The organism is Pseudomonas sp. JBR1, from assembly GCF_028198185.1.
GTDB lineage: Bacteria > Pseudomonadota > Gammaproteobacteria > Pseudomonadales > Pseudomonadaceae > Chryseomonas > Chryseomonas oryzihabitans_E.
On sequence record NZ_CP116340.1, the window covers coordinates 3615325 to 3640996 of the forward strand.

Annotated in this window: 25 protein-coding genes; 14 read left to right on the forward strand and 11 right to left on the reverse strand. The window is 58.4% G+C overall.

The genetic code is table 11. The annotated features are described in order from the left end of the window. Window positions 1-95: 95 nt before the first annotated feature. A complete protein-coding gene (gene polA / locus PJ259_RS16750; protein ID WP_271653555.1) occupies window positions 96-2843 on the reverse strand; it encodes a DNA polymerase I in 2748 nt (915 codons plus the stop codon). A 111-nt stretch (window positions 2844-2954) separates the two neighbouring features. Between polA and PJ259_RS16755 the strand changes: the two genes are divergently transcribed. Then, a complete protein-coding gene (locus PJ259_RS16755; protein ID WP_027597317.1) occupies window positions 2955-3245 on the forward strand; it encodes a DUF2782 domain-containing protein in 291 nt (96 codons plus the stop codon). A 62-nt stretch (window positions 3246-3307) separates the two neighbouring features. After that, on the forward strand, window positions 3308-4261 hold the full coding sequence (locus PJ259_RS16760; protein WP_271653556.1) for a homoserine kinase: 954 nt from the start codon (window positions 3308-3310) through the stop codon (window positions 4259-4261). 37 nt (window positions 4262-4298) lie between these two features. Here PJ259_RS16760 and PJ259_RS16765 read toward each other — a convergent pair whose 3' ends face one another. From PJ259_RS16765 to PJ259_RS16810, 10 genes are all read right to left on the reverse strand, one after another. Then, window positions 4299-4631 (reverse strand): hypothetical protein, encoded by a 333-nt coding sequence (locus PJ259_RS16765; protein ID WP_271653557.1) that lies wholly within the window; start codon window positions 4629-4631, stop codon window positions 4299-4301. Further along, window positions 4628-5548 (reverse strand): hypothetical protein, encoded by a 921-nt coding sequence (locus PJ259_RS16770; protein ID WP_271653558.1) that lies wholly within the window; start codon window positions 5546-5548, stop codon window positions 4628-4630. The genes PJ259_RS16765 and PJ259_RS16770 overlap by 4 nt, the downstream gene beginning before the upstream one ends. Before the next feature lie 23 nt (window positions 5549-5571). Next, a complete protein-coding gene (locus PJ259_RS16775) occupies window positions 5572-6018 on the reverse strand; it encodes a curli fiber surface-exposed nucleator CsgB (RefSeq protein WP_271653559.1) in 447 nt (148 codons plus the stop codon). A gap of 107 nt (window positions 6019-6125) precedes the next feature. Then, on the reverse strand, window positions 6126-6965 hold the full coding sequence (locus PJ259_RS16780) for a CsgG/HfaB family protein (RefSeq protein ID WP_017641598.1): 840 nt from the start codon (window positions 6963-6965) through the stop codon (window positions 6126-6128). A gap of 15 nt (window positions 6966-6980) precedes the next feature. Next, window positions 6981-7388 (reverse strand): curli assembly protein CsgF, encoded by a 408-nt coding sequence (locus PJ259_RS16785; RefSeq protein ID WP_059313109.1) that lies wholly within the window; start codon window positions 7386-7388, stop codon window positions 6981-6983. Next, window positions 7385-7768 (reverse strand): curli production assembly/transport protein CsgE, encoded by a 384-nt coding sequence (gene csgE / locus PJ259_RS16790; protein WP_059313110.1) that lies wholly within the window; start codon window positions 7766-7768, stop codon window positions 7385-7387. Before csgE ends, PJ259_RS16785 begins: the two co-directional genes overlap by 4 nt. After that, window positions 7765-8385: a helix-turn-helix transcriptional regulator gene (locus PJ259_RS16795; RefSeq protein ID WP_271653560.1), complete on the reverse strand. Its 621-nt coding sequence runs from the start codon at window positions 8383-8385 to the stop codon at window positions 7765-7767. Before PJ259_RS16795 ends, csgE begins: the two co-directional genes overlap by 4 nt. Window positions 8386-8617: 232 nt before the next feature. Further along, window positions 8618-9628 carry an SIS domain-containing protein gene (locus tag PJ259_RS16800; protein WP_271655888.1) on the reverse strand — a complete coding sequence of 337 codons (1011 nt, stop codon included), beginning with the start codon at window positions 9626-9628 and terminating at the stop codon, window positions 8618-8620. Between the two features lie 114 nt (window positions 9629-9742). Continuing rightward, window positions 9743-11182 (reverse strand): sigma-54-dependent transcriptional regulator, encoded by a 1440-nt coding sequence (locus tag PJ259_RS16805; protein ID WP_271653561.1) that lies wholly within the window; start codon window positions 11180-11182, stop codon window positions 9743-9745. A gap of 31 nt (window positions 11183-11213) precedes the next feature. Next, complete coding sequence (locus tag PJ259_RS16810; protein ID WP_271653562.1) at window positions 11214-13028, reverse strand: sensor histidine kinase; 1815 nt, start codon at window positions 13026-13028, stop codon at window positions 11214-11216. A 197-nt stretch (window positions 13029-13225) separates the two neighbouring features. Here PJ259_RS16810 and PJ259_RS16815 point away from each other — a divergent pair, with 197 nt between their 5' ends. The 12 genes from PJ259_RS16815 to PJ259_RS16870 all read left to right on the forward strand — a co-directional run bounded on the left by PJ259_RS16815 (window position 13226) and on the right by PJ259_RS16870 (window position 25669). Beyond that, the gene (locus PJ259_RS16815) at window positions 13226-13426 is read left to right on the forward strand and encodes a hypothetical protein (protein WP_271653563.1); all 201 of its coding nucleotides are present in this window, start codon (window positions 13226-13228) and stop codon (window positions 13424-13426) included. Window positions 13427-13496: 70 nt separating this feature from the next. After that, window positions 13497-13745: a hypothetical protein gene (locus PJ259_RS16820; RefSeq protein WP_271653564.1), complete on the forward strand. Its 249-nt coding sequence runs from the start codon at window positions 13497-13499 to the stop codon at window positions 13743-13745. A 107-nt stretch (window positions 13746-13852) separates the two neighbouring features. Then, window positions 13853-15175, forward strand: a complete 1323-nt coding sequence (gene hglS / locus PJ259_RS16825) for a 2-oxoadipate dioxygenase/decarboxylase HglS (RefSeq protein ID WP_271653565.1) — start codon at window positions 13853-13855, stop codon at window positions 15173-15175. Between the two features lie 68 nt (window positions 15176-15243). Continuing rightward, entirely contained in the window at window positions 15244-15693 is a 450-nt protein-coding gene (locus tag PJ259_RS16830) for an Lrp/AsnC family transcriptional regulator (protein ID WP_271653566.1), read from the forward strand. A gap of 246 nt (window positions 15694-15939) precedes the next feature. Continuing rightward, window positions 15940-17580 (forward strand): hypothetical protein, encoded by a 1641-nt coding sequence (locus PJ259_RS16835; protein WP_271653567.1) that lies wholly within the window; start codon window positions 15940-15942, stop codon window positions 17578-17580. Window positions 17581-17860: 280 nt separating this feature from the next. Further along, on the forward strand, window positions 17861-19135 hold the full coding sequence (gene tviB, locus PJ259_RS16840; protein ID WP_271653568.1) for a Vi polysaccharide biosynthesis UDP-N-acetylglucosamine C-6 dehydrogenase TviB: 1275 nt from the start codon (window positions 17861-17863) through the stop codon (window positions 19133-19135). Between the two features lie 3 nt (window positions 19136-19138). Beyond that, on the forward strand, window positions 19139-20167 hold the full coding sequence (locus tag PJ259_RS16845) for an NAD-dependent epimerase/dehydratase family protein (protein WP_271653569.1): 1029 nt from the start codon (window positions 19139-19141) through the stop codon (window positions 20165-20167). Between the two features lie 43 nt (window positions 20168-20210). Continuing rightward, the gene (locus tag PJ259_RS16850) at window positions 20211-21518 is read left to right on the forward strand and encodes a lipid II flippase MurJ (protein WP_271653570.1); all 1308 of its coding nucleotides are present in this window, start codon (window positions 20211-20213) and stop codon (window positions 21516-21518) included. 41 nt (window positions 21519-21559) lie between these two features. Further along, window positions 21560-22720, forward strand: coding sequence for a glycosyltransferase (locus tag PJ259_RS16855; protein ID WP_271653571.1), 1161 nt, complete (start codon window positions 21560-21562; stop codon window positions 22718-22720). 53 nt (window positions 22721-22773) lie between these two features. Further along, window positions 22774-23787, forward strand: coding sequence for a polysaccharide deacetylase family protein (locus PJ259_RS16860; RefSeq protein WP_271653572.1), 1014 nt, complete (start codon window positions 22774-22776; stop codon window positions 23785-23787). Next, window positions 23784-24545 (forward strand): formyl transferase, encoded by a 762-nt coding sequence (locus PJ259_RS16865; protein WP_271653573.1) that lies wholly within the window; start codon window positions 23784-23786, stop codon window positions 24543-24545. Before PJ259_RS16860 ends, PJ259_RS16865 begins: the two co-directional genes overlap by 4 nt. Continuing rightward, entirely contained in the window at window positions 24542-25669 is a 1128-nt protein-coding gene (locus PJ259_RS16870) for a glycosyltransferase family 4 protein (protein ID WP_271653574.1), read from the forward strand. Before PJ259_RS16865 ends, PJ259_RS16870 begins: the two co-directional genes overlap by 4 nt. Window positions 25670-25672: the final 3 nt, after the last annotated feature.

The window sequence follows — 25672 nt, forward strand, 5'->3', positions numbered from 1 at the left end:
AAAAGGCTACGCCGTTTTCCACGCGACCGAGGGTGGCAGGACCCGTAGGTTGGGCTGAGCCTGCGAAGCCCAACGATCCCAACCTCCGGCACTCATCAGTGCGCCTCATCCCAATTGCCACCCACCCCAGACTCCACCAGCAGCGGCACGTCCAGCTCGCCGGCACCGCTCATCAGCGGCAGCAGGCCTTCGCGCAGGCGCTCCACCTGGTCTTCGCGTACTTCCAGCACCAGTTCGTCGTGTACCTGCAGGATCACCCGGGCGTCCAGCTCCGGGGTCGACTGCAGCCAGGCGTCCACCGCGATCATGGCGCGCTTGATGATATCCGCCGCGGTGCCCTGCATGGGCGCGTTGATCGCCGCCCGCTCGGCTGCCCGACGCAGGCCCTGGTTCTTGGAGTGGATGTCCGGCAGGTACAGCCGGCGACCATAGAGGGTTTCCACGTAGCCCTGGTCCACCACCTGGGCGCGGGTGCGTTCCATGTAGGCCAGCACGCCGGGATAGCGCTGGAAATAGCGATCGATATAGGCCTGGGCCTCGGCCCGGCCAACCCCGATCTGCTTGGCCAGGCCGAAGGCGCTCATGCCATAGATCAGGCCGAAGTTGATGGCCTTGGCGCGGCGGCGATCCTCGTTGCTGACCTCTTCCAGCGGTACACCCATCACCTCGGCGGCGGTGGCGCGGTGCACGTCCAGATCGTTCTGGAAGGCGTGCAGCAGACCTTCGTCCTGGGCCAGGTGGGCCATGATGCGCAACTCGATCTGCGAATAGTCCGCCGCCAGCAGGCGATAGCCTTTTGGCGCGACAAAGGCCTGGCGGATGCGCCGGCCCTCGGCGGTACGGATCGGGATGTTCTGCAGATTCGGGTCGCTGGAAGACAGTCGGCCGGTAGCCGTCACCGCCTGGTGATAACTGGTGTGAATGCGCCCGGTGCGCGGATTGATCTGCTGCGGCAGCTTGTCGGTGTAGGTGCTCTTGAGCTTGCTCATCTGCCGGTACTGCATCAGCACCTTGGGCAGCGGGAAATCCTGATCGGCCAGTTCCTGCAACACCGCCTCGGCGGTGGAGGGCTGGCCGGAGGCGGTCTTGCTGACCACCGGCAGGCCCAGCTTGACGAAGAGGATCTCGCCCAGCTGCTTGGGCGAACCCAGGTTGAATTCCTGGCCGGCCAGCTCATAGGCCTCCTTTTCCAGGGCGATCATCTTCTCGCCCAGCTCGCGGCTCTGCACCCCGAGCAGCGCCGAATCCACCAGGGCGCCGTTGCGCTCGATGCGCGCCAGTGCCGGCACCAGCGGCATCTCGATGTCGCGCAGCACCCCAGCCAGGCCGGGGATGGCTTCCAGCTTGGGCCAGAGGGTCTCGTGCAGGCGCAGGGTGACGTCGGCATCCTCGGCGGCATAGGGCCCGGCCTGCTCGATGGCGATCTGGTCGAAGGTCAGCTGCTTGGCGCCCTTGCCGGCGATGTCCTCGAAACGGATGGTGCTGTGGCTCAGGTACTTGAGCGCCAGGCTGTCCATGTCGTGACGGGTGGCGGTGGCATCCAGCACATAGGATTCGAGCATGGTGTCGAAGGCGATGCCCTGGATCGTGATGCCGTAGCGGGTCAGCACATTGAGGTCGTACTTGCCGTGCTGCATGACCTTGAGCTTGGCCGGGTCCTCCAGCAGCGGCTTGAGCGCCGCCAGCACCGGCTCCAGTGCGAGCTGGGTCGGCGCGCCCATGTAGCTGTGGGCCAGGGGCACATAGGCGGCCTGGCCCGGCGCCACGGCAAAGGACAGCCCTACCAGCTCGGCGCGCTGGGCGTCGATGCTGGTGGTCTCGGTGTCGAAGGCGAAGCAGTCGGCGGCCTGCAGCCGCGCCAGCCAGGCGTCGAAGTCGGCCTGTTCCAGCACGGTGTCATAGTGGGTTTCCACCTGGGTGGTGGCGGCATCCTCGGCCAGCGGCAGGGGCGCGCCCTGGCGCTTGGTGTCGCGGATCAGGTCATCCAGCCAGGACTTGAACTCCAACTCCTGGTAGAGCGCCATCAGGGCTTCCACATGGGGCTCGCCGACTTTGAGCTCGTCGAAGGTCAGCTCCAGCGGCACGTCCAGTTTGATGGTGGCCAGCTGGTAGGAAAGGTAGGCCTGCTCGCGATGCTGGTCCAGCTTGGCGGCCAGCGACTTGGCGCCGCGCAGGGGCAGGGCGGCCACGGCGTCGAGGTTGGCATAGAGGGTATCCAGGCCACCACCGATGCCATTGAGCAGGCCGGCGGCGGTCTTCTCGCCCACCCCCGGCACCCCGGGGATATTGTCGATCTTGTCGCCCATCAGCGCCAGGTAGTCGATGATCAGCTCGGGGCCTACGCCGAACTTGGTCTTGACCCCTTCCACGTCCAGCACGCTGCCGCTCATGGTGTTGACCAGGGTGACATAGGGGCAGACCAGCTGGGCCATGTCCTTGTCGCCGGTGGAGATCACCACCGGGCGCTCGGCGCTGGCGCAATGACGGGCGAGGGTGCCGATGACGTCGTCGGCCTCCACCCCTTCGATGGCCAGCAGCGGCAAGCCCAGGGCGCGAATACAGGCATGCAGCGGCTCGACCTGGCCGCGCAGGTCGTCGGGCATGGCCGGGCGCTGGGCCTTGTAGTCGGCGAAGAGGGCGTCGCGGAAGGTCGGGCCCTTGGCGTCGAAGACCACCGCGAAGAGGCTGTCCGGATACTGGCGCCGCAGCGAGAGCAGCATGTTGAGCACGCCCTTCACCGCGCCGGTCGGCTTGCCGGTGGAAGTCATCAGCGGCGGCAGGGCATGGAAGGCGCGATACAGATAGGAGGAACCGTCCACCAGGACGAGAGGGGCGTGGCTCATGGTCTAGACCTTTGTCGTGGCGTGTGCGGCGTCTGTCCGGCCAGTCTCGACGACGGCAAGGCCGGGTTCTAGAATCGACCACTCGCTCCGTTCAAAAGGTCAAAGGTTACCATGGGTGCTCGTCGCTTCCTCTTCGCCGCGTTGCTGCTGGCCCCGCTGGTGCAGGCCGCGGAACCGCTGCCGCCGGGGGAAAAGCCCCTGCCTGACGAGATCAAGGTGATCCGCTACCAGGCCGGCGACCAGACCATCGAGGAGACACGGATCCGCGGCGTGCTGCAGTCCACCCGGGTCATCCCCAAGCACGGCGCACCCTACGAGCTGGTACCCGCCGATGGCAGCAGCACCGCCGCCAACGACAAGCCGACCCTGCACGTCCCCAGCTGGCGACTGTTCAGCTGGTAGGCGCAGGGCGCCTGGACCGGTAAACTGCGCGCCGCTCGCACACTCTCCCGCCAGGCCCTGTCATGTCCGTCTTCACGCCCCTCGATCGTCCCACCCTCGAAGCCTTTCTCGCGCCCTATGGCCTGGGTCGGCTGCGGGATTTCCGGGGCATCGCCGAGGGCTCGGAAAACACCAACTACTTCATCAGCCTGGAAGGCGGCGAATTCGTCCTGACCCTGGTGGAGCGCGGCCCGGTGGCGGAAATGCCGTTCTTCATCGAGCTGCTCGACGTCCTCCACGACGCCGACCTGCCGGTGCCCTATGCGGTACGCACCCAAGATGGCCAGGCGCTGCGCCAGCTGGCGGGCAAGCCGGCGCTGCTGCAGCCGCGCCTGGCCGGTCGCCATGAGCGTGCGCCCAATCCCCATCACTGCAGCGAAGTCGGCCACCTGCTGGGCCATCTGCACCGGGCCACTGCCGGCGAGCGGCGCATCGAGCGTGCCAGTGACCGAGGCCTGGCCTGGATGCTGGCCGAAGGCGAGCGCCTGGCGCCTAGCCTGGACGCCACGGCCCAGCCGCTGCTTGAGCGCACCCTGGGGGAAATCCGCAGCCTGCTGGCCGAGCAGCCGCCGTTGCCCGAGGCCAACCTGCACGGCGATCTGTTCCGCGACAACGTGATGTTCGATGGTCCGCAGCTGTCGGGCGTCATCGACTTCTACAACGCCAGTTCCGGCTGGATGCTCTATGACCTCGCCATCACGGTGAACGACTGGTGCTCCACCGACGATGGCGCGCTGGACCTGCCGCGCGCCCGGGCGCTGCTGGCGGCCTATGCCGCCGACCGTCATTTCGCGCCCCGTGAAGCCGAACTGTGGCCGGTGCTCCTGCGGGTCGCCTGCGTGCGTTTCTGGCTGTCCCGGTTGATCGCCGCCCAGGCCTTTGCCGGGCAGGACGTGCTGATTCACGACCCGGCCGAATTCCAGCAGCGCCTGGCGGCGCGCCAGCAGACCCTACTGGAATTGCCGCTGACCCTGTAAGCCGGGTTCCACGTGGAACCTGTCGGCTGGCCGCTCGCTACAGCTGCAGCCGACGCTCGATGACCGGTTGCGCCTGCCCTTGGCGTTGCCAGGTCAGGGTCGCGCGGATCAGGCTGCCTGGCGCCGCGCTTATGCGATTGGCCAGTGGACAGCTGTCGCCCTCGGCTTCACCCGCTTGCCGGGTACGGGCGACGCCAGCGGGTCCATGCAGTTCGACGACCAGCTCATAGCGAAGCGGCGCGTCCTCATGGGCGAAGCATAGCTGGACCCGAGCGCCATCTCCCTGGGCTTGCAGCTCCAACTTGGCGCTGGCAGCGGCGCCTCCCGCCAGTGGCAGGAGGACCGGCAGCAGCCAGGTAGCGCGGTTCACCGCTGGTTGATGGTGGCGTTGTTGCCGAAGCCGTTCTGCGAGATCCGCGCGCTGTCGTTGTAGCTGTTGAAGTTGGCCGAAGTCTGCAGAATGCTCGCGTGGTTGCTGTTGCCGACCTGGTCGATGGTGGCCGTGCTGTAGGCGCTGGTGGTGTCGAGACGTGCCTCGTTGCCATTGCCGTTCTGCACGATGCTGGTGGTGTTGCTGTCGCCCTGGACGTTGAAGGTGGCCAGGTTGTCGTCGCCCGTGGAGCTGCCGGTGGTGTGGTTGCCACGGCCCGACTGGTCGACCTTCAGTTCGTTGCGATTGCCGTCCTGGGTAAAGGCCAGCTCGTTGAACTTGCCGGACGACGACGCCATGATGCGATTGCCCTGACCCCGCTGGGTCAGCTCGGCAGTGCCGCCGGGGTAGCCGATCTGGGTCAGCTCCATGCGGTTGTCGCTGCCGAGCTGGGTGAGGGTGGCCACGGCGCCGTCGCCGCTCTGGTCGACCCGCACCTGGTTGTTGTCGCCATTCTGGTCCAGGGTCAGCTGGGCGCTGGAGGCCGACTGGACCAGGGTGCCGCTGTTGCTGCCCACCGAGGTGACGGTGGCCTGGTTGCCGAAGCCGTCCTGGGTCAGGGTATGGACGCTGCTGCCGCCTTCCTGGCGCAGGGTCGCCACGTTGCCCTGGGCATAGCCGTAGATATCGCCGCCCTGGGTGATGGTGGCGCTGCTGGCGCCGGTCTGGACCACATTGATCTCGTTGCTTTCACCCTGCAGCTGATAGAGGGCGGCGCTGTTGCCGGCGCCGCTCTGGTCCAGGGTGATGGTGCCGCTGTTGCCATTCTGCTGGACGGTGGCGGTGCTGTTCTCGGCGAGGGCGTTACCGGCGACGAGGGCCAGCGTCAGGGCGGCCAGGGGCCTGAGTAGAAACATCTGTCTGATCTCCGTGAGGGTCATCAGCGGTACTGCCGTACCACCGTGTTCTGGTTGCTTCCGTACTGGACGATGCGGCTGGACAGGCCCGAGCCGTGTTGTTCGATGCGGGCGTTGCCCTGGACGCCGAGCTGAAGGATGTCCGCCTGGTTGCCACTGCCGACCTGCTCGATACGCGCGACGTTGCCGTAGCCGCCTTGCAGGATGGTCGCGCTCAGCTCGGAGCCGTCCTGCAGGATCGTGGCCTCCTGGGCCGCGCCGCTCTGGACGATCTGGCCCCGTAGCGCAGTGCCACGCTGGTCGATGAGCGCCTGGTTGTTCACGCCGAGTTGGCGGATGGCGGCGTCGTGCTGGGCCGCCGGCGCCTGACCCAGATCGCCGGTTTCCATGAGATCGGCGGCCGAGGCCGTAGCCGTCAGGCCGAGTGCCAGGGTGAGGATCACGGCCAGGCCGCGGGGTAGGCTGCACATCTCTATCACCGTCATTGCCTGAATTCTCCGTCCGGCATTGTCCGGAGCCGCCTGGCCCATCGCTATCGCTCCAGGGAGCGAAACCCCGGGGGGCGGCGGCTTAATCCCTAGCGCCGGGTTGGCTCCAGGTACTTGGTCAGGGCCGGGTCACGGGGATCGCGTCCGTCCGCCACCAGCCATAGCCGCCGCTCGACGCCCTGGGCGACCAGATGGGCGACCGCTGCCTCGATGGCCGAGAGCACGCACAGCTGCGCCGGCTCGTTGGTGGTGTAGCCGGACTCGGCTTCCAGCAGCTTCTTGAATTCGATGAACTTGAAGACGCCGGCCTGGCGACCGATGGAATAGATGGTCTTGGAGGTCATGACATTGGCCAGCACCCGGCCGCTGCGGGTATCGATGGCGCGCAGATTGACCGTGACCTGATCCACCCGGTACTCCTCGGACAGGCCGATGCCCAGGTAGCGGGCTCCCTCGCCGCCGCTGCGCACGTTGGTGTCATAGGCCACCACGCCGCCTTCGAGCAGCAAGTTGGCCGCCTGCAGCGACGGCAGCGCCTGCTGCAGGTTTTCCGGCAGATCCGGCTTGTTCTGGGTGGCGCGGATGATCTTGCGCTCGGTCAGCAGGTTCTGCAGCCCCTCGCGTTCGAGCACCACGAACCAGCCGCTGGCCTGCAGGGCGTCCACCAGCATGCTGCCGGCGCCCTGGGTCACGGCGGTGGAAAAGGAGCTGGCCGGGTTGGGCTTGTACTGCCCGGTCTGATCGCGGAAGCCGTAGACGGCGGCCACCAACGGTCCCTTGGGTGGCGGCAGCGCCAGCAGGTCGTAGTAGGTGGAGGCGCGCGGTGTCAGGGTCGGGGCGGCGTTCTGCTCGGCGGGCATGGGGTCGCGTACGCAGCCGGTCAGGACGAGAGCAGCGGTCAGGGCCGCCGCCAGGGAAAAGGCGTTCATGGGTGGCGTCCGTGCTCAGGGTTGGTTGAAGCCGTTGACGGAGATTTCCGAAATCTCCCCGGTACCGCGGTCGGTGATCTGCACGGTGAGGTTGCCGGAGTCGTCGACGATGTTGACGATGAACTGGTCGGTGGACAGCGTGCCCGAGTTGCCATCCTTGATGTCGGTCAGCACCTGGGACAGCAGCCGCGATTCCAGCTGGCTGGTGAAGCGCTCCAGCGCCGACTGGCTGTTGGCGCTGCTGCGCAGGTCCGGATCCTTGTGGCGATCCTGGGCGGTGGCGTTGTTCAGCAGGTAGGTACCATTGAGCGGATTGCCGCCAAAGGACGGATTCACCGGCGAGTAGACCAGTTCGGTCGCCGCGGCCGAGGCGATTCCCAGGGTCCAGAACAGGGGCAGGACCTTCCAGGCGTGCGCGTTCATAATTCGTCCTTATCCATGTCGAAAGTGTCCTGCAGCAGGTTTTCCAGGCGCCGCCGGGTGATGCCCTCGTGAACCTGATCCGCGGCGGCGTAGGCCGCATCCTTGAGTTCGCTGTTGTTCGGCGGAATGAACTGGCGATAGAGCAGCCGCTGCTCGTACTCGACCCAGACCAGGCTGCCCCAGCGCGCCGAGGGCCGTTCGCGCACCACCAGGTTGAAGTCCAGGTCGGTGGTGTCGGTCAGGCGATCGGAAAAGTGGCGATAGAAGTCGTGGCCGAAGCGGGAGATGGTGTTGTCCACCAGCAGTCCCTGGATCAGATCGCCTTCGGCTCGCAGCGGTCCGGCCAGCAGCAGGCCGAACAGCAGCCAGACCGCCTTCATCCCGGCAGGTCCTGCCCGGCATGGAAGCGCAGCGCCGCCTCGGCGCGATTGGCGGCGCCGGTCTTGCGGAGCAGGTTGTGCATGTGGCTCTTGACCGTGTGGGTGCTCAGGCACAGCGCCTGGCCGATGGCGGCGTTGGAGAGTCCCCGGCCGACCAGCCGCAGGATCTCGCGCTCGCGGCGGGTCAGGCCGTCGGCGGCAAGACTGGGTCGCTCGCGGGAACGGCGCAGCAGGTGGGCCAGGACGGCGCGGGGCAGCCAGTCCTCGCCGGCCAGCAGCGCGCCCAGTCCTTGCAGCAGTTGCTCCCGGCTGGCCTGGGGCGCGAACACGCCCTGGATGGCGGGAAAGCGCTCGACCCAGGGCAGCGCCTGTTCGACGCTGGCGTTGAGAAAGGCCACGGTGACCGCTGCTGGCAGGCTGGCCAGCCAGCGTTCGAGCGGCGCCTCGGGCACGCTGCCGAGATCGACCAGCACCAGGCTTGCGTCCCCCGCCTCATCCAGCTCGCGGGCACAGCCCAGCTCGATGCCGTGGCGTTCTTCCAGAAAGGGTTTGAGCAGTTCCGCCAGGAGGACGTTTCCCGTCGTCAGGCGGACCTTGTTCGCAGGTATCGTGCTCATGTCCATATGTGCTGCCTCATCATCCGTTGCGCGAACGCTGAGACAAATCGCCGGGAGCGACAAGAAAAAAGTGACCGATTTCCAGCGACTTACCGGCTCTGTGGACCGCTTGGCAGATTGTTGCCCGGCAGGCACTCACCGACTAGATCGAAAGAGCTAGCTCCAAGGGTGGGGTAGGGCCGGGGAGGGCGTCGGCGTCCCGTCCTGGGACGCCTGGGTGAAGGGGTGCGGCTTAGCGGGTGAGGGTGACCTTGCGCAGATGGCGGGGCTGGTCCGGGTCCTGGCCACGCGCCTCGGCCAGCAGCGCGGCCATGCGGTAGAAACTCTGGATCGCCAGCAGGCCGTCCAGATCCGGGTGGCCGGCGACGGCGAGCGGCAGATCGCGCTCGGCAACGTCGTCCGGGGCCGCCAGCAGCACCCGGGCACCGCGTCCGCGCAGATCTCGCGCCAGCTGCAACAGACCGGGCTGCTCGGGCCCGCGCAGGGCGAAGATCAACAGCGGATAGCCGCGTTCCACCAGCGCCAGGGGGCCATGCTGCAATTCCGCGCCGCTGAAGGCCTCGCCCTGCAGCGCCGAGGTTTCCTTGAGCTTGAGTGCGGCTTCCTGGGCAATGGCGAAGCCGGGACCACGGCCGACCACCATGCAGCGCTCCGCGTCGCGCAGTACGGGCAGCGCGGGCGCCCAGCTCAGTTCCGCTGCCCGGTCCAGGGCTTCCGGCAGGGCTACGCCGGCGGCGAGCAGCGTCTCGTCCTGCTGCCAATGGGCAATCAGGCGGGCGGCGGCGGCCAGGGTAGCGATGAAGCTCTTGGTAGCCGCGACGCTGCGTTCAGGACCGGCCTGCACTCCGATGGCGTGGCGACAGGCCAGCGCCAGGGGTGAATCGATCTCGTTGACCAGGGCGGCGGTGCGGGCGCCGTAGCGATCCAGCGCGCTGAGGGTCTCGATCAGATCGGGACTGCGCCCGGATTGGGAAAAGCCCAGGGCGAGCTGGCCTTCGACGCGCAGCGGTGCCTGGCGCAGGGTCACCAGCGAGGGCGGCAGGGACAGCACCGGTAGGCCGAGGTGGGCCATGGCCAGGTAGGCGAAATAGCTGGCGGCGTGGTCCGAGCTGCCGCGGGCCACGGTCAGGGCGAGCTGCGGCGGCTGGACTCTGAGGTCGTCGGCCAGAGCCGCCAGGGCCTGGTCGATGGTCGCCAGTTGGCGAGTGACCGCCGCACCGCTGGCGGCGGCTTCTTCGAGCATGAGCGAGGTCAAGAGGATCTCCTTGCGCGAACACCTGTTACACGACGCCTGTTGCACGACGCCTGATTCCCGCACTCTGCCACTCCTGACTACGCGCGACCAGCCGACCTTGGCCTAGTCGCCTTCGTCCGCCGCACCGCCGGTGAATTGCAGGTCGTGCTTGCGCAGCTTGTCGGACAGCGTCTTGCGTGGCAGGCCCAGGGCCTCGGCGAGGCTGCGCAGGGAGGCATGGGGTCGGGCCAGTTCACGCTGGATGAGGTCGCGCTCGAAGGCCTCGACCTGCTCGCCCAGCCCGGCGGCCAGGCCAGCCGAAGACGGCGCCGCGACGACCGCTGCCGAGGCGGCCACGGGGGCGGCGCTCATCGGTGCCAGGGGCGCGAAGGCGCTGCTGTCCAGCGCCAGGTCCAGGCCCAGGGCGAAGCGCTCGGCGGCGTTCTGCAATTCCCGCACGTTGCCGGGCCAGCTGTGGGCGATCAGGGACGCGCGCTGCTCGGCATCGGGCTCGCGCCCCGGGGTGCCATGGCGCTCGGCGGCGGCCCGGGCGAAGTGGTGGAACAGCGGCAGGATGTCTTCGCTGCGCTCGCGCAGGGCGGGGATGCGCAAGGTGGCGACATTGAGCCGGTAGTAGAGGTCGGCGCGGAAACGGCCCTGGTCGGCGGCCTGCCGCAGGTCTTCCTTGGTCGCGGCGACCACCCGGATATCCAGCGGGATCTGCTGGTTGGACCCGAGTCGCTCGACCTTGCGCTCCTGCAGCAGGCGCAGCAGCTTGACCTGGACGTCCAGGCTCATGCTCTCGATCTCGTCGAGAAAGAGGGTGCCACCGCTGGCGTATTCGAACTTGCCGATGCGGCGCTTCTGGGCGCCGGTGAAGGCGCCCTGTTCGTGACCGAAGAGTTCGCTTTCCACCACGGATTCGGCCAGGGCGCCGGCGTTGATGGCGACGAAGGGGCCGTCGCGGCGATTCGACAGGTCGTGCAGGGCGCGGGCGACCACTTCCTTGCCGGCACCGGTTTCGCCATGGATCAGCACATCGGCCTGGGTGGCCGCCAGGGCGCCGATCTGATCGCGCAGCCGGGCCATGCCCGGGGTCTGGCCGATCAGCCGGGTCTGCAGTTCATGGCGCTCGGCCAGGGCCAGGCGCAGGCTGCGGTTTTCCAGGACCAGATGGCGAGCCCCCAGCGCACGCCGCACGCTGTCGATCAGGGCGTCGTTGGCGAAGGGCTTTTCCAGGAAGTCATAGGCGCCGGCGCGCATGGCCTGCACCGCCAGGGGCACGTCGCCATGGCCGGTGATCAGCACCACCGGCAACTCGGCGTCGCGCTGATGCAACTGGGCCAGCAGCTCCAGGCCGTCGATGCCGGGCATGCGGATGTCACTGACCACCACGCCGGGCCAATCGCGCACCGCGGCCATCTCCAGCTCGCGGGCGTCAGCCAGGGCCGTCACCTTGAAGCCGGCTAGATCCAGGGTCTGGCTCAGCGCCAGGCGCAGGTGGGCGTCGTCGTCGATCAGCAGGATCTGGCTGGCGGGATCGAAGGGGGGCAGGGCACTCATGACAAAGACCTAAGGTAGAGGGGCTTGGCGATCATCCGCGGACTTCTTCCTGGGGCACCGAGGCGACCCCCGGCTTGCCGTGCTGCAGGTAGAGGCGTACTTCGGCCCCGCCCTCGGCGTGGTTGGACAGGTGCAGGTGGCCACCCAGGGTCCGCAACAGGTTATCGCAGATCGCCAGGCCCAGGCCGAGTCCCTGGGCGGTGGCCTTGGTGGTGAAGAAGGGTTCGTGGGCACGGGCCAGGGCTTCGCTGGAAAACCCCGGTCCATTGTCTCTCAGGATCAGGGTCACACCGCGCTCATCGAGGCTGGTGGTCAGCCAGAGCCTGCGGGTGCTGGTCTTTTCCGCCAGGGCGTCGAGGGCATTGCTCAGCAGGTTGCTGATGATCTGTCGCAGCCGGGTCTCACCGGCCTGCACCCACAGGGGCGCATCGGGCAGGTCGCGGATCAGCTCCACCTGCATGGCGCGGCGGCGCGCGGCGACCATGGCCAGGGCGTCTTCCAGGGCGCCCTGCAAGACCACGCTTTCCGGCGCGCGGCGGGCGCCGCGGGCATAGGCCTTGAGGTGGGCGATGATGTTGGCCATCCGCGTGGTCAGCTCGCCGATCAGCTTGAGGTTGCCACGGGCATCGTCCAGCCGGTCATGGTCGAGCAGCACGACGGCATTTTCCGTGTAGCTGCGGATGGCCGCCAGGGGCTGGTTGAGTTCGTGACTGATGCTGGCGGACATGGTCCCCAGGGCCGACAGCTTGCCGGCCTGCACGGCTTCGTCCTGGGCGCGCATGAGTTCGCGCTGGGCCTGTTCACGGTCGTGCACCTCCTGCTGCAGGCGCGCGTTGAGCGTCTGCAGGTCGCGGGTGCGTTCCTCCACGTTCAGCTCCAGGTCGCGCTTAGCCCGGGCATCCAGCGCCAGGCGCTCGATGAAGTGCCGCCGCCGCAGGGTCATGACCACCAGCAGCAGGAGCAACGCCAGCAGGGTCGCGGCCCCCACGTAGAGAGCGCTGCGTACCTGGCGCTCGACCATCTCCCGCGGTGCCAGGATCTGCGCGGTCCAGCCTACCTCGTCGAGATTGCGGGTCTGGGTCAGCCAGTCGTCAGGGACCAGCGTCAGGGGCGCGGGATTGGTGGTGGGGTAGGGGCGATTGGCATTGACCTGCTCGCGCTGGCGCTCGTCCAGCGGATGGGTCGCGCGAAAGCGCCAGGCGTCGTGGGAGGTGAGGATGACCACGCCGAGGTCGTCGGTGACCAGCAACTGCTCGGGGGCGTTGCCCCAGAGCCTTTCCGCGCTGTCCAGATCGACCTTGACCACCACCACGCCGGTGGCACGCTCGCCATCGCGCACCGCAGCGGCGAAATAGTAGCCGCGCTTGCTCGACGTGGTACCGAGGCCGAAGAACCGACCCGGTTGGCCCTGCATGGCCGCCTTGTAATAGGGCCTGAAGGAGAAGTCGCGACCGACGAAGCTGTCTGGCTGGCGATAGTTGGAGCTGGCCAGGCAGGTGCCGTCGCCCTGCATCAGGTAGATGACATCCGCCCCGGTACGCTGCCGGATGTCTTCCAGCATCTGGCTGGCAGCGTCCTGGGCGCTGCCGTCACCCTGGCGCGCCAGGGCGTTGCGCAGCACCGGCAGGTCGCCCAGCAGGTCGGGCAGCACCTCGTAGCGTCTCAGGGTGCCGAGCAGGTTGGCGACATAGAGGTCCAGGGTCTGGCCGTTCTGCTCGGCCAATTGCGCCTCGTAGAAATGCTGGGCCGCATAGCGCAGCGGAATCAGCAGCAGCGTCAGGCCGAGGGCCAGCAGCAGCAGGCTGCTCCAGCGAGGGCGCTTGGGAAGGTGAGGGCTCTTGGGCATGCGCGGCAACGGTAGGGGGCGTCCCGGCATTATGCCCAAGCTGGGACCCTGGCGAAGGGGTCGGCAGACTGTTAACGCCTTGGCAGTCGGCTGAAATATCTTGTTACTAGTGACCCTGGCTGTGGAAGAGGACACGGTTTTGCCTGGCGAAAGCCGGCTAACTGACGCTGCAATCAGCCACCGAAGGAGTGACTTCCATGAAAAGCACCACCCTCTGCCTGACCCTCGCCGGCCTCCTGGCTACCTCTGCCGCCTTCGCCCAGACGGCGCCGACCGATCCCGCCACGCCGCCCGCGGCTACCACCAGCAGCCCTGCCAAGACCGGCAAGCAGGCTACCACCCACCATAAGAAGGTGGCGCACAAGAAAGCCCACAAGGCCAGCACCAGCGGCAGCTGACCCGCGGCGCGGCACCTCCCCGCGCGGGAGGTGCCTAAACGGGAGTGAATCCGTCCAGAGGAGTCCTCCCATGCGCAAGTCCCTGCTGCTTCCCACCTTGATCCTGGGCCTCGGCCTGTCCAGCGCCGCCCTGGCCCAGACCAGCCCGACCAATCCTCCCGCTACTCCCGCGCGTCCCGATCCCACCAGCACCCATGGCATGGAAAAGGCGCCCAGCACCGGTGTGGGCGCGGCCGACAACGGCTCCAGCGGCGGTTCGGGTAGCGATACCGGCGCCGATCACGTCAAGAAGCCAAAGACCCAGCACAAGGATCACTAGGCCTTCCACCCATTCCCCCGGGGAATGATCCGATGAGCAAAGATCGCTTGAGCAGCGCGCGAGGGCGTGTCGAAATCGACGCCTAGCCTGAGCCAGGAGCCGCTCCCATGACCGCCGCGTCGCTGCTTTCCCCGGACCTGATCCGTACCCGCTTTTCCCAGGCCATGTCGGTGATGTACCGCCAGGAGGTACCGCAATACGGCACCCTGCTGGAGCTGGTCGCCGAGGTGAATGCCGGGCAGCCGGGTTTCTCCCAGGATTCCGCGGAGCGCCTGGATCTGGAGCGCCATGGCGCCATCCGTGTCGGCACGGCTGACGAGTTGGCCACCTTGCGCCGCCTGTTCGCCGTGATGGGCATGCAGCCGGTCGGCTACTACGACCTCAGCGTGGCGGGTGTCCCGGTGCATTCCACCGCCTTCCGCCCGGTCGAGCCGGCGGCCCTGCAGGCCAATCCCTTCCGCGTCTTCACCTCGCTGCTGCGCCTGGAGCTGATCGAGGACGCCGAGCTGCGCCAGCTGGCTGAAAAGGTCCTGAACGAGCGCCGCATTTTCACCCCGGGCGCGCTGGAGCTGATCGAGCGCGCCGAGGCCCAGGGTGGTCTCACCGACGCGGAGGCCGATGCCTTCGTGCAAGAGGCGCTGGAGACCTTTCGCTGGCACCGCGAGGCCAACGTCGATGCTGGCCTCTACGGGCGCCTGCACGATGCCCACCGGCTGATCGCCGACGTGGTCTGCTTCAAGGGCCCGCACATCAATCACCTGACGCCGCGCACCCTCGACATCGATGCCGTCCAGGCTCGCATGCCCGCCCGCGGCATCGCGCCCAAGGAAACCATCGAGGGCCCGCCCCGCCGCCAGTGCCCCATCCTGCTGCGCCAGACCAGCTTCAAGGCCCTGGAGGAACCCATCCTGTTCCAGGGCGAGGTCCAGGGCTCGCACACGGCGCGCTTCGGCGAGATCGAGCAGCGCGGCATCGCCCTCACGCCGGCCGGTCGCCAACGCTACGACGAGCTGCTGCAAGAGGTCCGCCAGCGCAGCAAAACGGCAGGCAGCGACTATGCGACCGTACTGGCCGAGGTGTTCCAGGCACTGCCCGACAACTGGGACGAACTGCGCCGTCAGGGCCTGGCCTGGTTCCGCTATCGTGCCGCCCAGGGCACTGGCTCAGGCGTCGAGACCACGGATACCGAAACCCTGATCGCCGCCGGCCAGCTCATCGCCGATCCCATCACCTACGAAGACTTCCTGCCGGTTAGCGCCGCGGGCATCTTCCAGTCCAACCTGGGGGCCGGCAACCAGCAGGAATACCAGAGCGGCGGCAATCGTGCGGCCTTTGAAGCGGCCCTGGGTGCGCCGGTGCTCGACGAGATGGCGCTGTACGAACGCCAGCAGCGCGAATCCCTGATAGCTGCCCTGGCCGTGCCGAACTAGCACGCCTAGAATGACGGCTCCGCGCCGGGGTTCCAGCCCTGGCGCGCCCATTTGCGGCAGGGAGCCTCATGTTCACCAAGCTCGATCCAACTGACTGGCAGCTTATCCACTTGCTGCAACAGAACGCCCGTGCCTCCAATGCCACCCTCGCCCGTCAACTGGGCATGGCGCGTACTACCGTCGTTACCCGTCTGGCTCGTCTAGAACGTGATGGCGTTATTCAGGGTTACGGCCTGCGCTTGGGTTCCGAACTGGAACAGGCCGCCGTGCGTGCTTACTGTGCCATCAGCGTCCTGCCGCGCAGCACTGCAAGCGTTATCCGTTCCTTGGAGCGAATGCCCGAGGTTGAAGAAGTATCCTCTGTTAGTGGCCAGTTCGATTACCTAGCCTTCTTGCGATGCACTACGCATGAAAAACTGGACGACCTTCTGGATTGCATTGGAAACCTTGACGGGGTTAAGCAGACGCAGACTTATATTGTTTTAAAAAGAAAGATAGGCTCCACGTCAGTTATTTAAGAACTGGTTATGAGAAAATAATCAGTTTGCCGAAGTCGAAGGTGAGATTAACTTTTCTGATTTCGATGGCTGGTTAGGCAATGTTGAAGTGGATTGTATTGTGAGTGAAAAAGTGAATCTCGAAATAAAGCTATCTTTTAAGGGTGTATATTTTTGAATGACTAGATAAGTTGAATGACGATTTACTAGCCGGTGGCCGAAATTATAGGTAGGCCTGAGAGTTTTGAAGTCTTATAGGTTTAAAATATGGCTTTACTGGCGGTCTTTTCTAGTTTGATTGTTATGTTGATGTACGGGCTTTCGGATAAAAGAGAAAAGCCGGAAGTTTTGATATGGAGCATAGTGGGAGTATTGGCGGGGATCATAAAAGTTTTACTGATCCAAAGCATGCCTCAATGGCATGACGTACCTTCGGATGCATTGAAGTATCAAAAGAATGCGCTCGCTTTTTCGATGCACTGGGCGGGCGAAGCTGTTCCAGCAGTACCTTACGAATTGTCTGGATATTTAAGTGCCTGGCATTCCAATGATGCGCCTACTTGGTTACCAACCGATACCTCCGCTTACGCCGGAGTGCTGGGTACGCATGAATGGCTATACGCTGCGTTTGCAGGGTTCTGGGCATTGTTCAGCGACAACTGGATGCAAAGTGTCATTACTGCAAATGCTATATTAGCGGGCTCAATGGTGGCTGCTACTTTTATGATTTGCCGCATATTAGGGGGGGAGGTTAAAGTAAGTAGAGTAGCTGCTCTGATTATTCTTTTCGATCCACTGATGGCGGTAAATAGCGCATGGCTGATTAAAGATTCCCTTGCGGCTTTTTTAACGGCTATCGCTGTTATTTCAGTGGCGGATTTATACAAGAAATTTTCGTGGAAGTTTTTTATAACTTTAGTTGGGTGCGTTGGCCTATTGGCAGGTGTAAGGTTCATCGCATTTGTTGCGTTTATCGCTTTAATGTTTTTCCTAGCAGTATATTTGTTGTATGCCAAAAGAAGAAATGGGTTTTTACTTTTCTCTTCTTCGATGGTTGTCTGTCTCGCTGCTCTGATTATTATAAATTTTCTGCCTTTTGGCTCTAAAATTATTCAAGATGTATTTCCTGTTGAAAATGCACAGTCGATACCCATATTGGTTGTGGATAAAGATGGAGGGCTTCAAGGTGCAGTTGATCAGTCTTATGGAAAAAACAAAAGCGAAGAAAATACGGAAACAAAAAAAATTGAGGTGGCTGAAGTGCTACCTTTATCTATACCTGTGCCTGTCCTGCAAAATGCAGACAATTTGATAAAAGAATCTGTAAAAGATATTTCTGTTAGTAACGATGTTCCAAGTACGCCGCAAGTAGGGATTACTAACGTGGTAAATACCTTTACCGCTCCAATAAGCGGACAGGTAACTACGTTGGCTGCGCAAAAGGGGGAGTCTGGCGCAGATCAAACAGTAATCGAGTGGCGGCAATATTTTTTAAGTCACCCTGTATTAGCTACTATACGAGCAGTAGCAAGAACTCTTTTTGCCCCGTATCCATGGAGCATTATAAAGACTGAGATTAGCGGGAAAAATTATATCGAATTGTACTTGTTTGCTACGTTTTTCTGGGTGGCTATGCTGCCAGGAACTTTATATGGCATCTATGTGGCAGTCAAAAGGAGTAAAATTGCTGCTTTTCAAACTCTATTAGTTTTCTTGATAATTGTCCCGTATCTTGTTTTCTTTGGAGAGTGGAGTACTAGGCAGCGCGTGTTCATGCTACCGCTACTCTACGCATTTTCAGCAATCGGATGGCACGCTCTTCGCCAAAGGTACTTGGAGAAAATCTTAGGTTTTTTCAAGTACAAGTCAGGCTCTGGCGGTAATCAGGCTGAGACCTACAAAGAATAAGGCTGGATCACTATCGTGTTATTTATTCAGTAAATGGTGCAGTTAAGGGTTTCTTGGCATATGGTAACGGGTTTCAATAAATTCGAAGTGTTTTAGTTGCTGCAATGCTGTCATGGGCAATTAATACTAGCAGGTAGCGATTAAATAACGTGAGGTGCTCTAGGAAATAAGATTATTTATCGAATGGAATATCCACGACACGAGAGCTCGCCGCCTGCGAGTTCATGTCCAAGGCTAAAAGTCCTTGAAAATAAACGCAAGTCAAAACTATAGGTTCAGAATGCAATTAGAAAAATTGAAGCTGGGTGTAATAGGTCTAGGCTACGTAGGTCTGCCTCTGGCTGTTGAGTTTGGCCGAAACCGATCCGTGGTTGGTTTCGACATAAATTCGCAGAGAATATCTGATCTTCGCAATGGTATAGATTTTACTCTCGAAACGACTTCAGAAGAGCTCACAGCCGCCCAGTTTCTTACGTACACAACAGATATTTCAACATTGGCTGGTTGCAACTGCTATATCGTTACAGTTCCAACGCCAGTGGATAAGCATAAAAGACCGGATTTAACTCCTTTGATACGTGCGAGTGAAACCGTAGCTAAAGTTCTAAAAAAGGGGGATATCGTAATATATGAGTCTACAGTCTATCCTGGTGCTACTGAAGAAGATTGCGTTCCGGTTCTAGAAAAGGGCTCAGGTCTTATATATAACAGAGATTTTTTTTGTGGCTACAGCCCTGAACGAATAAATCCTGGCGATAAAGAGCATCGGTTGGTAAATATTAAAAAAGTGACATCTGGTTCAACACCAGATGTTGCCGATCTTGTAGATGCGCTGTATAGAGAAATCATTATCGCAGGTACGCATAAAGCAAGTAGTATTAAGGTAGCGGAAGCTGCAAAAGTGATCGAAAATACTCAGCGTGATCTAAATATCGCACTGGTAAATGAGTTAGCTATTATTTTTAACAAAATGGGTATTGATACCGAGTCGGTATTACTGGCGGCTGGGAGTAAATGGAATTTTCTTCCCTTTAGACCAGGCCTAGTTGGTGGCCATTGCATTGGCGTTGACCCTTACTACCTTACGCACAAAGCGGAGTCCATCGGCTACCATCCGGAGATTATTCTGGCTGGGCGACGCTTAAATGACAGCATGGGTCCCTATGTAGTGTCTCAGCTTGTCAAGGCAATGACTAAAAAGCGTATTCAGGTAGAGGGCGCAAGGGTGCTGGTCATGGGACTTACCTTCAAAGAAGACTGTCCTGATCTACGTAATACGCGTGTAGTCGATATAGTCGCTGAGCTCGAAGAATATAATTGTCAAGTTGATGTGTATGACCCATGGGTAAACGCCGATGAGACAGAGCACGAGTACGGCATTCTGCCAATAGCGAAGCCAGAAGCTGGCAGCTACGATGCCATTATTCTCGCAGTGGCCCATAGTCAATTTAAAGCTATGGGTGTTCAGGCGATTAAGGCGTTAGCAAAAAACAGCCACGTAATTCAAGATCTAAAATATGTTTTGAAGCAAAACGAATCCGACCTGAGACTTTAAAATATGAATTCTCTATATGAAAAAACTCTGACAAGTATTACGCATTCTCCGCGCTCTTGGCTGATAACAGGTGTTGCTGGTTTCATTGGTAGCAATCTTTTAGAGAAGCTGCTGAAGGCCGATCAGCGTGTGGTGGGGTTGGATAACTTTTCTACAGGTCATCAGCGTAATTTAGACGAAGTAAGAAGTCTTGTTTCTGAACGTCAATGGGAAAACTTTAAGCTTATAAAAGGCGACATACGCGAGCTTCAAGACTGTCACGCAGCCTGTAAAGAAGTTAATTACGTTCTACATCAAGCGGCTCTGGGGAGCGTGCCACGTAGTATCGATGACCCATTTACTACTAATGCGACGAATATTTCGGGCCATTTGAATATGCTGATCGCAGCAAAAGATGCTCAGGTAGAGCGACTTGTATATGCTGCCAGCAGTAGCACATATGGAGACCATCCAGGCTTGCCTAAAGTGGAAGATACTATTGGCAAACCGTTGAGCCCCTATGCTGTTACGAAATATGTTAACGAACTATATGCTGATGTCTTTGCCAGGACTTATGGGTTTAATACCATAGGCCTGCGCTACTTCAATGTCTTCGGCCCTCGCCAAGATCCTAATGGATCGTACGCAGCCGTCATTCCTAAATGGACGGCAGCTTTTCTCAAGGGCGAATCAGTATTCATCAATGGCGATGGAGACACTAGCCGGGACTTCTGCTTTATCGAGAACGTGATTCAGGCAAACATATTGGCAGCTACAACGACCTTGGAGTCGGCGGTTAATCAAGTTTACAACGTTGCTGTTGGAGAACGCACGACTCTGAACGAACTAGCTATCCATATAGAAAGAGCTTTGTCGTCTATAGGGGTCTCTAAGGAAGCTAAGGTTATACATCGAGAGTTTCGAAAAGGAGATGTTAGACACTCCCTAGCAGACATCTCAAAGGCAGAAAGTCTTTTGGGGTACGAGCCTATTTACCGGGTTAAGGATGGGCTTAATATCGCTGTAGATTGGTATGTAAAAAACCTCGATTGAAGCGCAGTAATTTAAAACTCGCAGGCCTGACGATAATGCGGTCATGAAAAGTACATTGATATTAGTTTCCCTGTTAACGGCAGGGGCGCAACTGGCCGCATTTTGCAAGTTGTGGTTTACCGTTCGCATATTCGGTTTAAGCCCAGAGCTTGATGCTTATTATTTAGCGTTGACGGTACCTACGATGGTATCGGGGGTGATCTCCGGTATCTTGCAAACAGGCCTGTTTCCCGTACGAGCAAGACTAAACTTAGAAAAAAATAAAGATGAAGTCGATGCTTTTGAACGCTCGGTGTTAGCAGGGGCATCAATTTTTGCTCTAGTTATATTGGTTTTTTTAGGGCTATCTATTCCTTATGCCCCTCATCTATTAGCGGGCAAAGCAACATCGTCTGTTCAAGGTTCTGTGGCTATCGCATTTCCTTGGCTTTTACTGCTGCTGCCTCTTAACGTACTGTCAGACTGCTGTGGCTACCTACTTGCTATGCGAAATCGCTTTGCAATAGCTGCAGCTGCGCCTATTGCAAATGGTTTGTTGGGAGCGGTTCTGTTTGCAGCCTGGCCCTCCGGAGGCTTTGCTAACCTGATAATAGGGACCTTAGCAGGGTTTCTGCTCCAAGTCTTGATATGCATAATAGGGTTGAATAAAAGTGGGCTTAGGATTTTTGGCAAATTGCCGGGATTAATGGCTATTTTTTTACACTGGAAGGATGTTGGCCTTTTAGGTGTGAAGATACTTCCAGCCGTAATTGTAGCAAGTCTTCTTACTGCCATGCCTCCGTTATGGCTGGCTTCTTTTGGTGAGGGTGCTATTTCTGCTTTCGGTTATGCCTATAGATTGCATAGTTCAGCAGTACAGCTTTTGATCATGGCGAGTACTACCGTAATTTTAGCCGAGTTCTCAGAGCTGGTTGCGCAAAATGATATTAAGGCTATCCGTAGAATTTTGTACAAAGCTGCTGCGGCAGGAATAGTTGTTGGAGTTTTGGTTGTTATTTTGGTAGACACGATTGGTTCTGATGTTCTAATGCTATTGTTTGGAGGTAAGTTCGACCTGCCTGTTGCTACAAAAGTGACTGAGCATTGGCTTTGGCTTTCACTCGGCATGCCTTTTATTATCTTTAGCAATGTGCTAGCCAAGCTTTGGCAAGCACAACGTCGTCCGCTATTGATGTCTGCCTTGGGCATGGTCAATCTATCAGCACTTTTCCTGGCGTTCCCGCTACTAAGGCACTGGGTTGGCGAGTTTTCTGTTGCAGGCGCTTTAACTGTAGGCACAATGATTATGGCGATTCTGGGGCTTTTAGTGACATGGAAAAGTGTAAGTGCTAGGCAAGCATACCGAATTTAAAGTCTCAGAAGACATGGCGTAATGGCCCCGGTAAAGAGTTTATGAATAGTAAGCGAATCTTGTACGTCATTGGTTCCCTAGAGGTTGGAGGGGCTGAGCAGCACTTGGTCAAAGTTGCAACTTCATTAAAACGTCGCGGGTGGGAGCCAGAAATTTTTACTTTGGCTATGAAGGGCCCATTGCTAGAAAAAGCAAAGCAGGCCGGAATCCTTGTAAGCGGTGGTTCTCTACCTGCCTGGCTAGGATCTTTAGTAAAGAATAGGTGGCTGCAAATTCGTCTACTGCTGCTTATAAGCTCTGCCAAGCTTCTCGCTAGAATGTGGACCCGTCGTCCTACGGTTGTGCATTTTTTTCTTCCGACAGCGTACGTTATTGGTGGCATTATTTCGTTGTTTTCACGGGTGCCGATAAAAATAATGAGCAGGAGAAGTATGAATGAATATCAAAAGAACTCTCCACTTCAAGCCAAAATAGAACGCTGGCTGCATGGTCGCATGACGTATATCTGTGGGAATTCGCAGGCAGTGATTGACCAGCTTGCTTTGGAAGGTGTTGGTAACGAAAAGCTATTTCTGATTTATAACGGAATTGAGCTTGCTGAGCCCGTATCAAAGATGCATTCAACAGAATGGAGGCGTTTACATAGTATTAGCGATGAATCCTTACTCATGGTCATGGTAGCAAATCTGATCCCTTACAAAGGGCATCACGATCTTATTCAAGCTTTAGGAATTATAAAAAAAGTTTTGCCTGAGCCTTGGGATCTCCTGTGTTTGGGAAGGGATGACGGGATTGGTAAAAGCCTCCTAGAGCAGTCAAAGGTGCTGGGAGTAGGCAAAAATATCCACTTTTTAGGCTCCCGGTCGGATGTGCCAAAATTTCTGATGGCGTCTGATATTGGTATCCTGTGTTCACATGAGGAAGGCTTTTCCAATGCGGTATTAGAGTGTATGGCCTACGGCCTCCCTATGGTTGTCACCAACGTGGGTGGAAACTCTGAGGCAGTGTTAGATGGTAAAAACGGGTACGTCGTCGAGGCAGGGAATGCTGAAGAGTTAGCCTGCGCAATTTTGAGGTTGGCTCAGGATCCTGAACGAAAAAAAATAGGCGAAGCAGGCAGGCAAAGGGTTTTGCAAAATTTTACTATGGATACATGCGCTAACGGTTATGAAGAGTTGTACCGAAAAGCGGTGAACCGATAAAAGACCGGTTTTTTATATTTTCAGATTATTTTGGTTTTGACTTTATAAAATGGTTGGCTGTAGCAGCCAGGCTTTTTGTTAAATGCTCATATGCTTTTTTGTTTTTGGGGGCTGCCTTGTCAAGTTTTGTTATTTCCCTAGATTTCGAAATGTTTTGGGGGGTTACTGACTCTCAGCAGATTGCACACTATGGAAAGAACGTGGCTGGTGTTTGGATAGCTATTCCTGAAATGCTAAAGATTTTCAGTGAGTTCGAGGTTAAGTGCACTTGGGCCACTGTGGGTATGTTAATTTGCAAAGACTATAGTGAATGGATGGAGCGTAGGCCGGCTCTTTTGCCTAGTTATAGCAACTCTAAGCTTTCGAATTACAATTGGGCTCAATTAGTCCGCGAGAATTCAAAGTTATTTTTCGGGCGTCCGCTTGTCAAAAGAATTTTAGAGACACCAGGTCAAGAGTTGGCAAGCCATACATACAGCCACTTCTTCTGTGGTGAAAACGGCGTATCGCCGGATGAGTTCTCTGCCGATTTGACGTGTGCTCAAGAGCAGTTCAAGGAGCTGGGTGGTCGGTTTGAAAGTTTGGTTTTTCCGCGTAATCAGGCTCGCAAAAGCTTTATAAAGATGCTGCCGACATGTGGCTTTCGAACTTTCAGAGGTAATCCCGGCTCTTGGTTGTATCGAGATGGTCACCGTATCCCTGGTGGAGCCATAGGACGCGCTGTTCGGCTCGCGGATTCTTGGGTGCCTTTGAGCGGTGATCTCATGTCACAGGCTGATGAAAGCCTAGGCGTTATCAACATACCTGCAAGTATTTTTCTCCGGCCATGGTCGCGTCGTCTTGCGATTTTCGACGATCTCCGTATGAATCGCATAAAAGCAGTCATGACTCAGGCAGCAATAAGTAAAGGGGTTTGCCATCTCTGGTGGCATCCACACAATTTTGGCCTTAATACGGAGAAAAACCTGCAGGTACTGAGGAGCTTACTGGAGCATTATAGGTTTCTTAACGATAAATACGGGATGCGCTCTCTCGCAATGGCGGATTTTACAGGAAATACAGTATGAAGGTGGTTGTTCTAGGCATTGATACAGATACAACATGGACCGTAGTAAATGAGCTGGAAAAAGATTTTCCGCGTCTAGCTCTATGTCTAGAAAATCCCGTTTCACGTTATGGCCTGTTAAAGGGTCGGTTGCGCAAGGTAGGTTTTCTTACCGTTGGAGGGCAGCTGCTCTTCATGCTGTATATGAGTATTATTAGAAAACTTAGCCTTAATCGAATTAGGCGTTTGTTTGACGAACTTGGCTTAGATAGTGCCAGGCCAGATAGGCTAAATGTATTTCACGTGACTTCCGTCAATTCACCAGAATGTATTGAATGGCTGAAAAGAGAATCACCCGATATTGTTGTGTTGAATGGGACCCGAATCGTCTCTTCCAAAGTTTTGAATTCTATTGATTCTATTTTTATTAATCTGCACTGCGGTATCACACCTGCTTATCGAGGTGTACATGGAGCTTACTGGGCTTTTTATAAAAATGACGAAGCTAATGCAGGGGTCACTGTACATGTCGTTGATGCCGGAATAGATACGGGTGATATTCTCTATCAGAGCTGTATCAGTCGACTAGCTGAAGATAACTTTCTAACCTATCCAATTCGTCAATATCATGTTGGAATACCCTTGCTCAAGAAAGCAATTGCAGACGTCAGCAAGGGAAACATGAAAAAATTTAAGCGTCCAGATTTGGGTAGTTCGATATGGATGCATCCAACTTTGTTGCAATATTTATATGCTCGTTGGTTCAGAGGTGTCAAATGAGCAGATTGGTATATCACGTAGTGAGTGGTTTAAAGGTGGGGGGGGCCGAAATGTTCCTGCACCGCCTTGTGAACCATTCCAGGATACACGGAAGTAATCATCTGATCATAGCGCTTACGCCTCAAGGCGAGATGGCAGAACGATTTCGGGATTCCAACATTTCGGTCATTGCGCTCGATATTCGAAAGAATCCGATATCTGCATTTTTTAAGTTAGTGCATATATTCCGAAGAGACAAGCCAGATATAGTTCAAACGTGGATGTATCACTCAGACTTGTTCGGTGGGATAGCTGCCAAACTAGCTGGGATCAAGGTCGTCATCTGGGGCGTCCGCACTACAGATATAAGTAGCGGAGCAAGAGCGACTCAATGGATCAGGAGATGTTGCGCAAAGCTATCGGCCCTCGTCCCTACCAGCATCGTTTGTGCTGCAGAAGCATCGTTACGTAATCACGCTGCAGTAGGGTATTCTAAAAAGCTTATGCGCGTAATACCCAATGGATTTGAGCCGGACAAGCTGCGCGCAGCAATGGAAAAGCGGGAAGTACTCCGACAGTCCTGTGGGTTTTTGCCTACGCATATCGTAGTAGGAAGCGTAGGTCGTTTTAGCGAAGACAAGGATCAGCTTAATTTCATACGTGCTGCTGCGCTGGTGGCACAAGAATGCAAACACGTGCGGTTTTTGCTGGTAGGTAGAGATCTCGTTTCTACTAACCCGGAGCTTGTAGGTTGGCTCGAAAACTCGGGATTCCGAGAAAGATTCGTTCTCTTAGGCGAGCGCAAGGATGTCGCTGCCTGTTTGGCTGCCGTAGATATTTTTTGTTTATCTTCAAGAACCGAGGGCTTTCCCAATGTGTTGGGTGAAGCGATGGCAATGGGACTGCCCTGTGTTACTACGGATGTCGGGGATGCTGCACTACTATTAGGTGGGCAAGGTATCCTCGTTCCGCCTGAGGATTCATTCGCACTTGCCGAGGGCCTACGGACGATAGTGAAAATGGCTGCCGAGGAAAGGTCCGCCTTGGGCGACCGGGCGTACAAGCGGGTTGCCGAAGAGTTCAGTATGGAAAACACCAGTAGCAAATTTGAAGAGCTGTATCGACAGCTCGACGGTAGGAGTTGACGC

Coding starts and splice junctions, on each gene's coding strand:
- PJ259_RS16810 (WP_271653562.1), bottom strand. CDS start 13,028: ATGCCCAAGAGCCCTCACCTTCCCAAGCGCCCTCGCTGGAGCAGCCTG.
- PJ259_RS16760 (WP_271653556.1), top strand. CDS start 3,308: ATGTCCGTCTTCACGCCCCTCGATCGTCCCACCCTCGAAGCCTTTCTC.
- PJ259_RS16820 (WP_271653564.1), top strand. CDS start 13,497: ATGCGCAAGTCCCTGCTGCTTCCCACCTTGATCCTGGGCCTCGGCCTG.
- PJ259_RS16870 (WP_271653574.1), top strand. CDS start 24,542: ATGAGCAGATTGGTATATCACGTAGTGAGTGGTTTAAAGGTGGGGGGG.
- hglS (WP_271653565.1), top strand. CDS start 13,853: ATGACCGCCGCGTCGCTGCTTTCCCCGGACCTGATCCGTACCCGCTTT.
- PJ259_RS16800 (WP_271655888.1), bottom strand. CDS start 9,628: ATGCTCGAAGAAGCCGCCGCCAGCGGTGCGGCGGTCACTCGCCAACTG.
- PJ259_RS16770 (WP_271653558.1), bottom strand. CDS start 5,548: ATGTTTCTACTCAGGCCCCTGGCCGCCCTGACGCTGGCCCTCGTCGCC.
- PJ259_RS16755 (WP_027597317.1), top strand. CDS start 2,955: ATGGGTGCTCGTCGCTTCCTCTTCGCCGCGTTGCTGCTGGCCCCGCTG.
- PJ259_RS16815 (WP_271653563.1), top strand. CDS start 13,226: ATGAAAAGCACCACCCTCTGCCTGACCCTCGCCGGCCTCCTGGCTACC.
- PJ259_RS16865 (WP_271653573.1), top strand. CDS start 23,784: ATGAAGGTGGTTGTTCTAGGCATTGATACAGATACAACATGGACCGTA.
- PJ259_RS16845 (WP_271653569.1), top strand. CDS start 19,139: ATGAATTCTCTATATGAAAAAACTCTGACAAGTATTACGCATTCTCCG.
- PJ259_RS16775 (WP_271653559.1), bottom strand. CDS start 6,018: ATGTGCAGCCTACCCCGCGGCCTGGCCGTGATCCTCACCCTGGCACTC.
- PJ259_RS16850 (WP_271653570.1), top strand. CDS start 20,211: ATGAAAAGTACATTGATATTAGTTTCCCTGTTAACGGCAGGGGCGCAA.
- tviB (WP_271653568.1), top strand. CDS start 17,861: ATGCAATTAGAAAAATTGAAGCTGGGTGTAATAGGTCTAGGCTACGTA.
- PJ259_RS16785 (WP_059313109.1), bottom strand. CDS start 7,388: ATGAACGCGCACGCCTGGAAGGTCCTGCCCCTGTTCTGGACCCTGGGA.
- PJ259_RS16780 (WP_017641598.1), bottom strand. CDS start 6,965: ATGAACGCCTTTTCCCTGGCGGCGGCCCTGACCGCTGCTCTCGTCCTG.
- polA (WP_271653555.1), bottom strand. CDS start 2,843: ATGAGCCACGCCCCTCTCGTCCTGGTGGACGGTTCCTCCTATCTGTAT.
- PJ259_RS16855 (WP_271653571.1), top strand. CDS start 21,560: ATGAATAGTAAGCGAATCTTGTACGTCATTGGTTCCCTAGAGGTTGGA.
- PJ259_RS16835 (WP_271653567.1), top strand. CDS start 15,940: ATGGCTTTACTGGCGGTCTTTTCTAGTTTGATTGTTATGTTGATGTAC.
- PJ259_RS16805 (WP_271653561.1), bottom strand. CDS start 11,182: ATGAGTGCCCTGCCCCCCTTCGATCCCGCCAGCCAGATCCTGCTGATC.
- PJ259_RS16795 (WP_271653560.1), bottom strand. CDS start 8,385: ATGAGCACGATACCTGCGAACAAGGTCCGCCTGACGACGGGAAACGTC.
- csgE (WP_059313110.1), bottom strand. CDS start 7,768: ATGAAGGCGGTCTGGCTGCTGTTCGGCCTGCTGCTGGCCGGACCGCTG.
- PJ259_RS16830 (WP_271653566.1), top strand. CDS start 15,244: ATGTTCACCAAGCTCGATCCAACTGACTGGCAGCTTATCCACTTGCTG.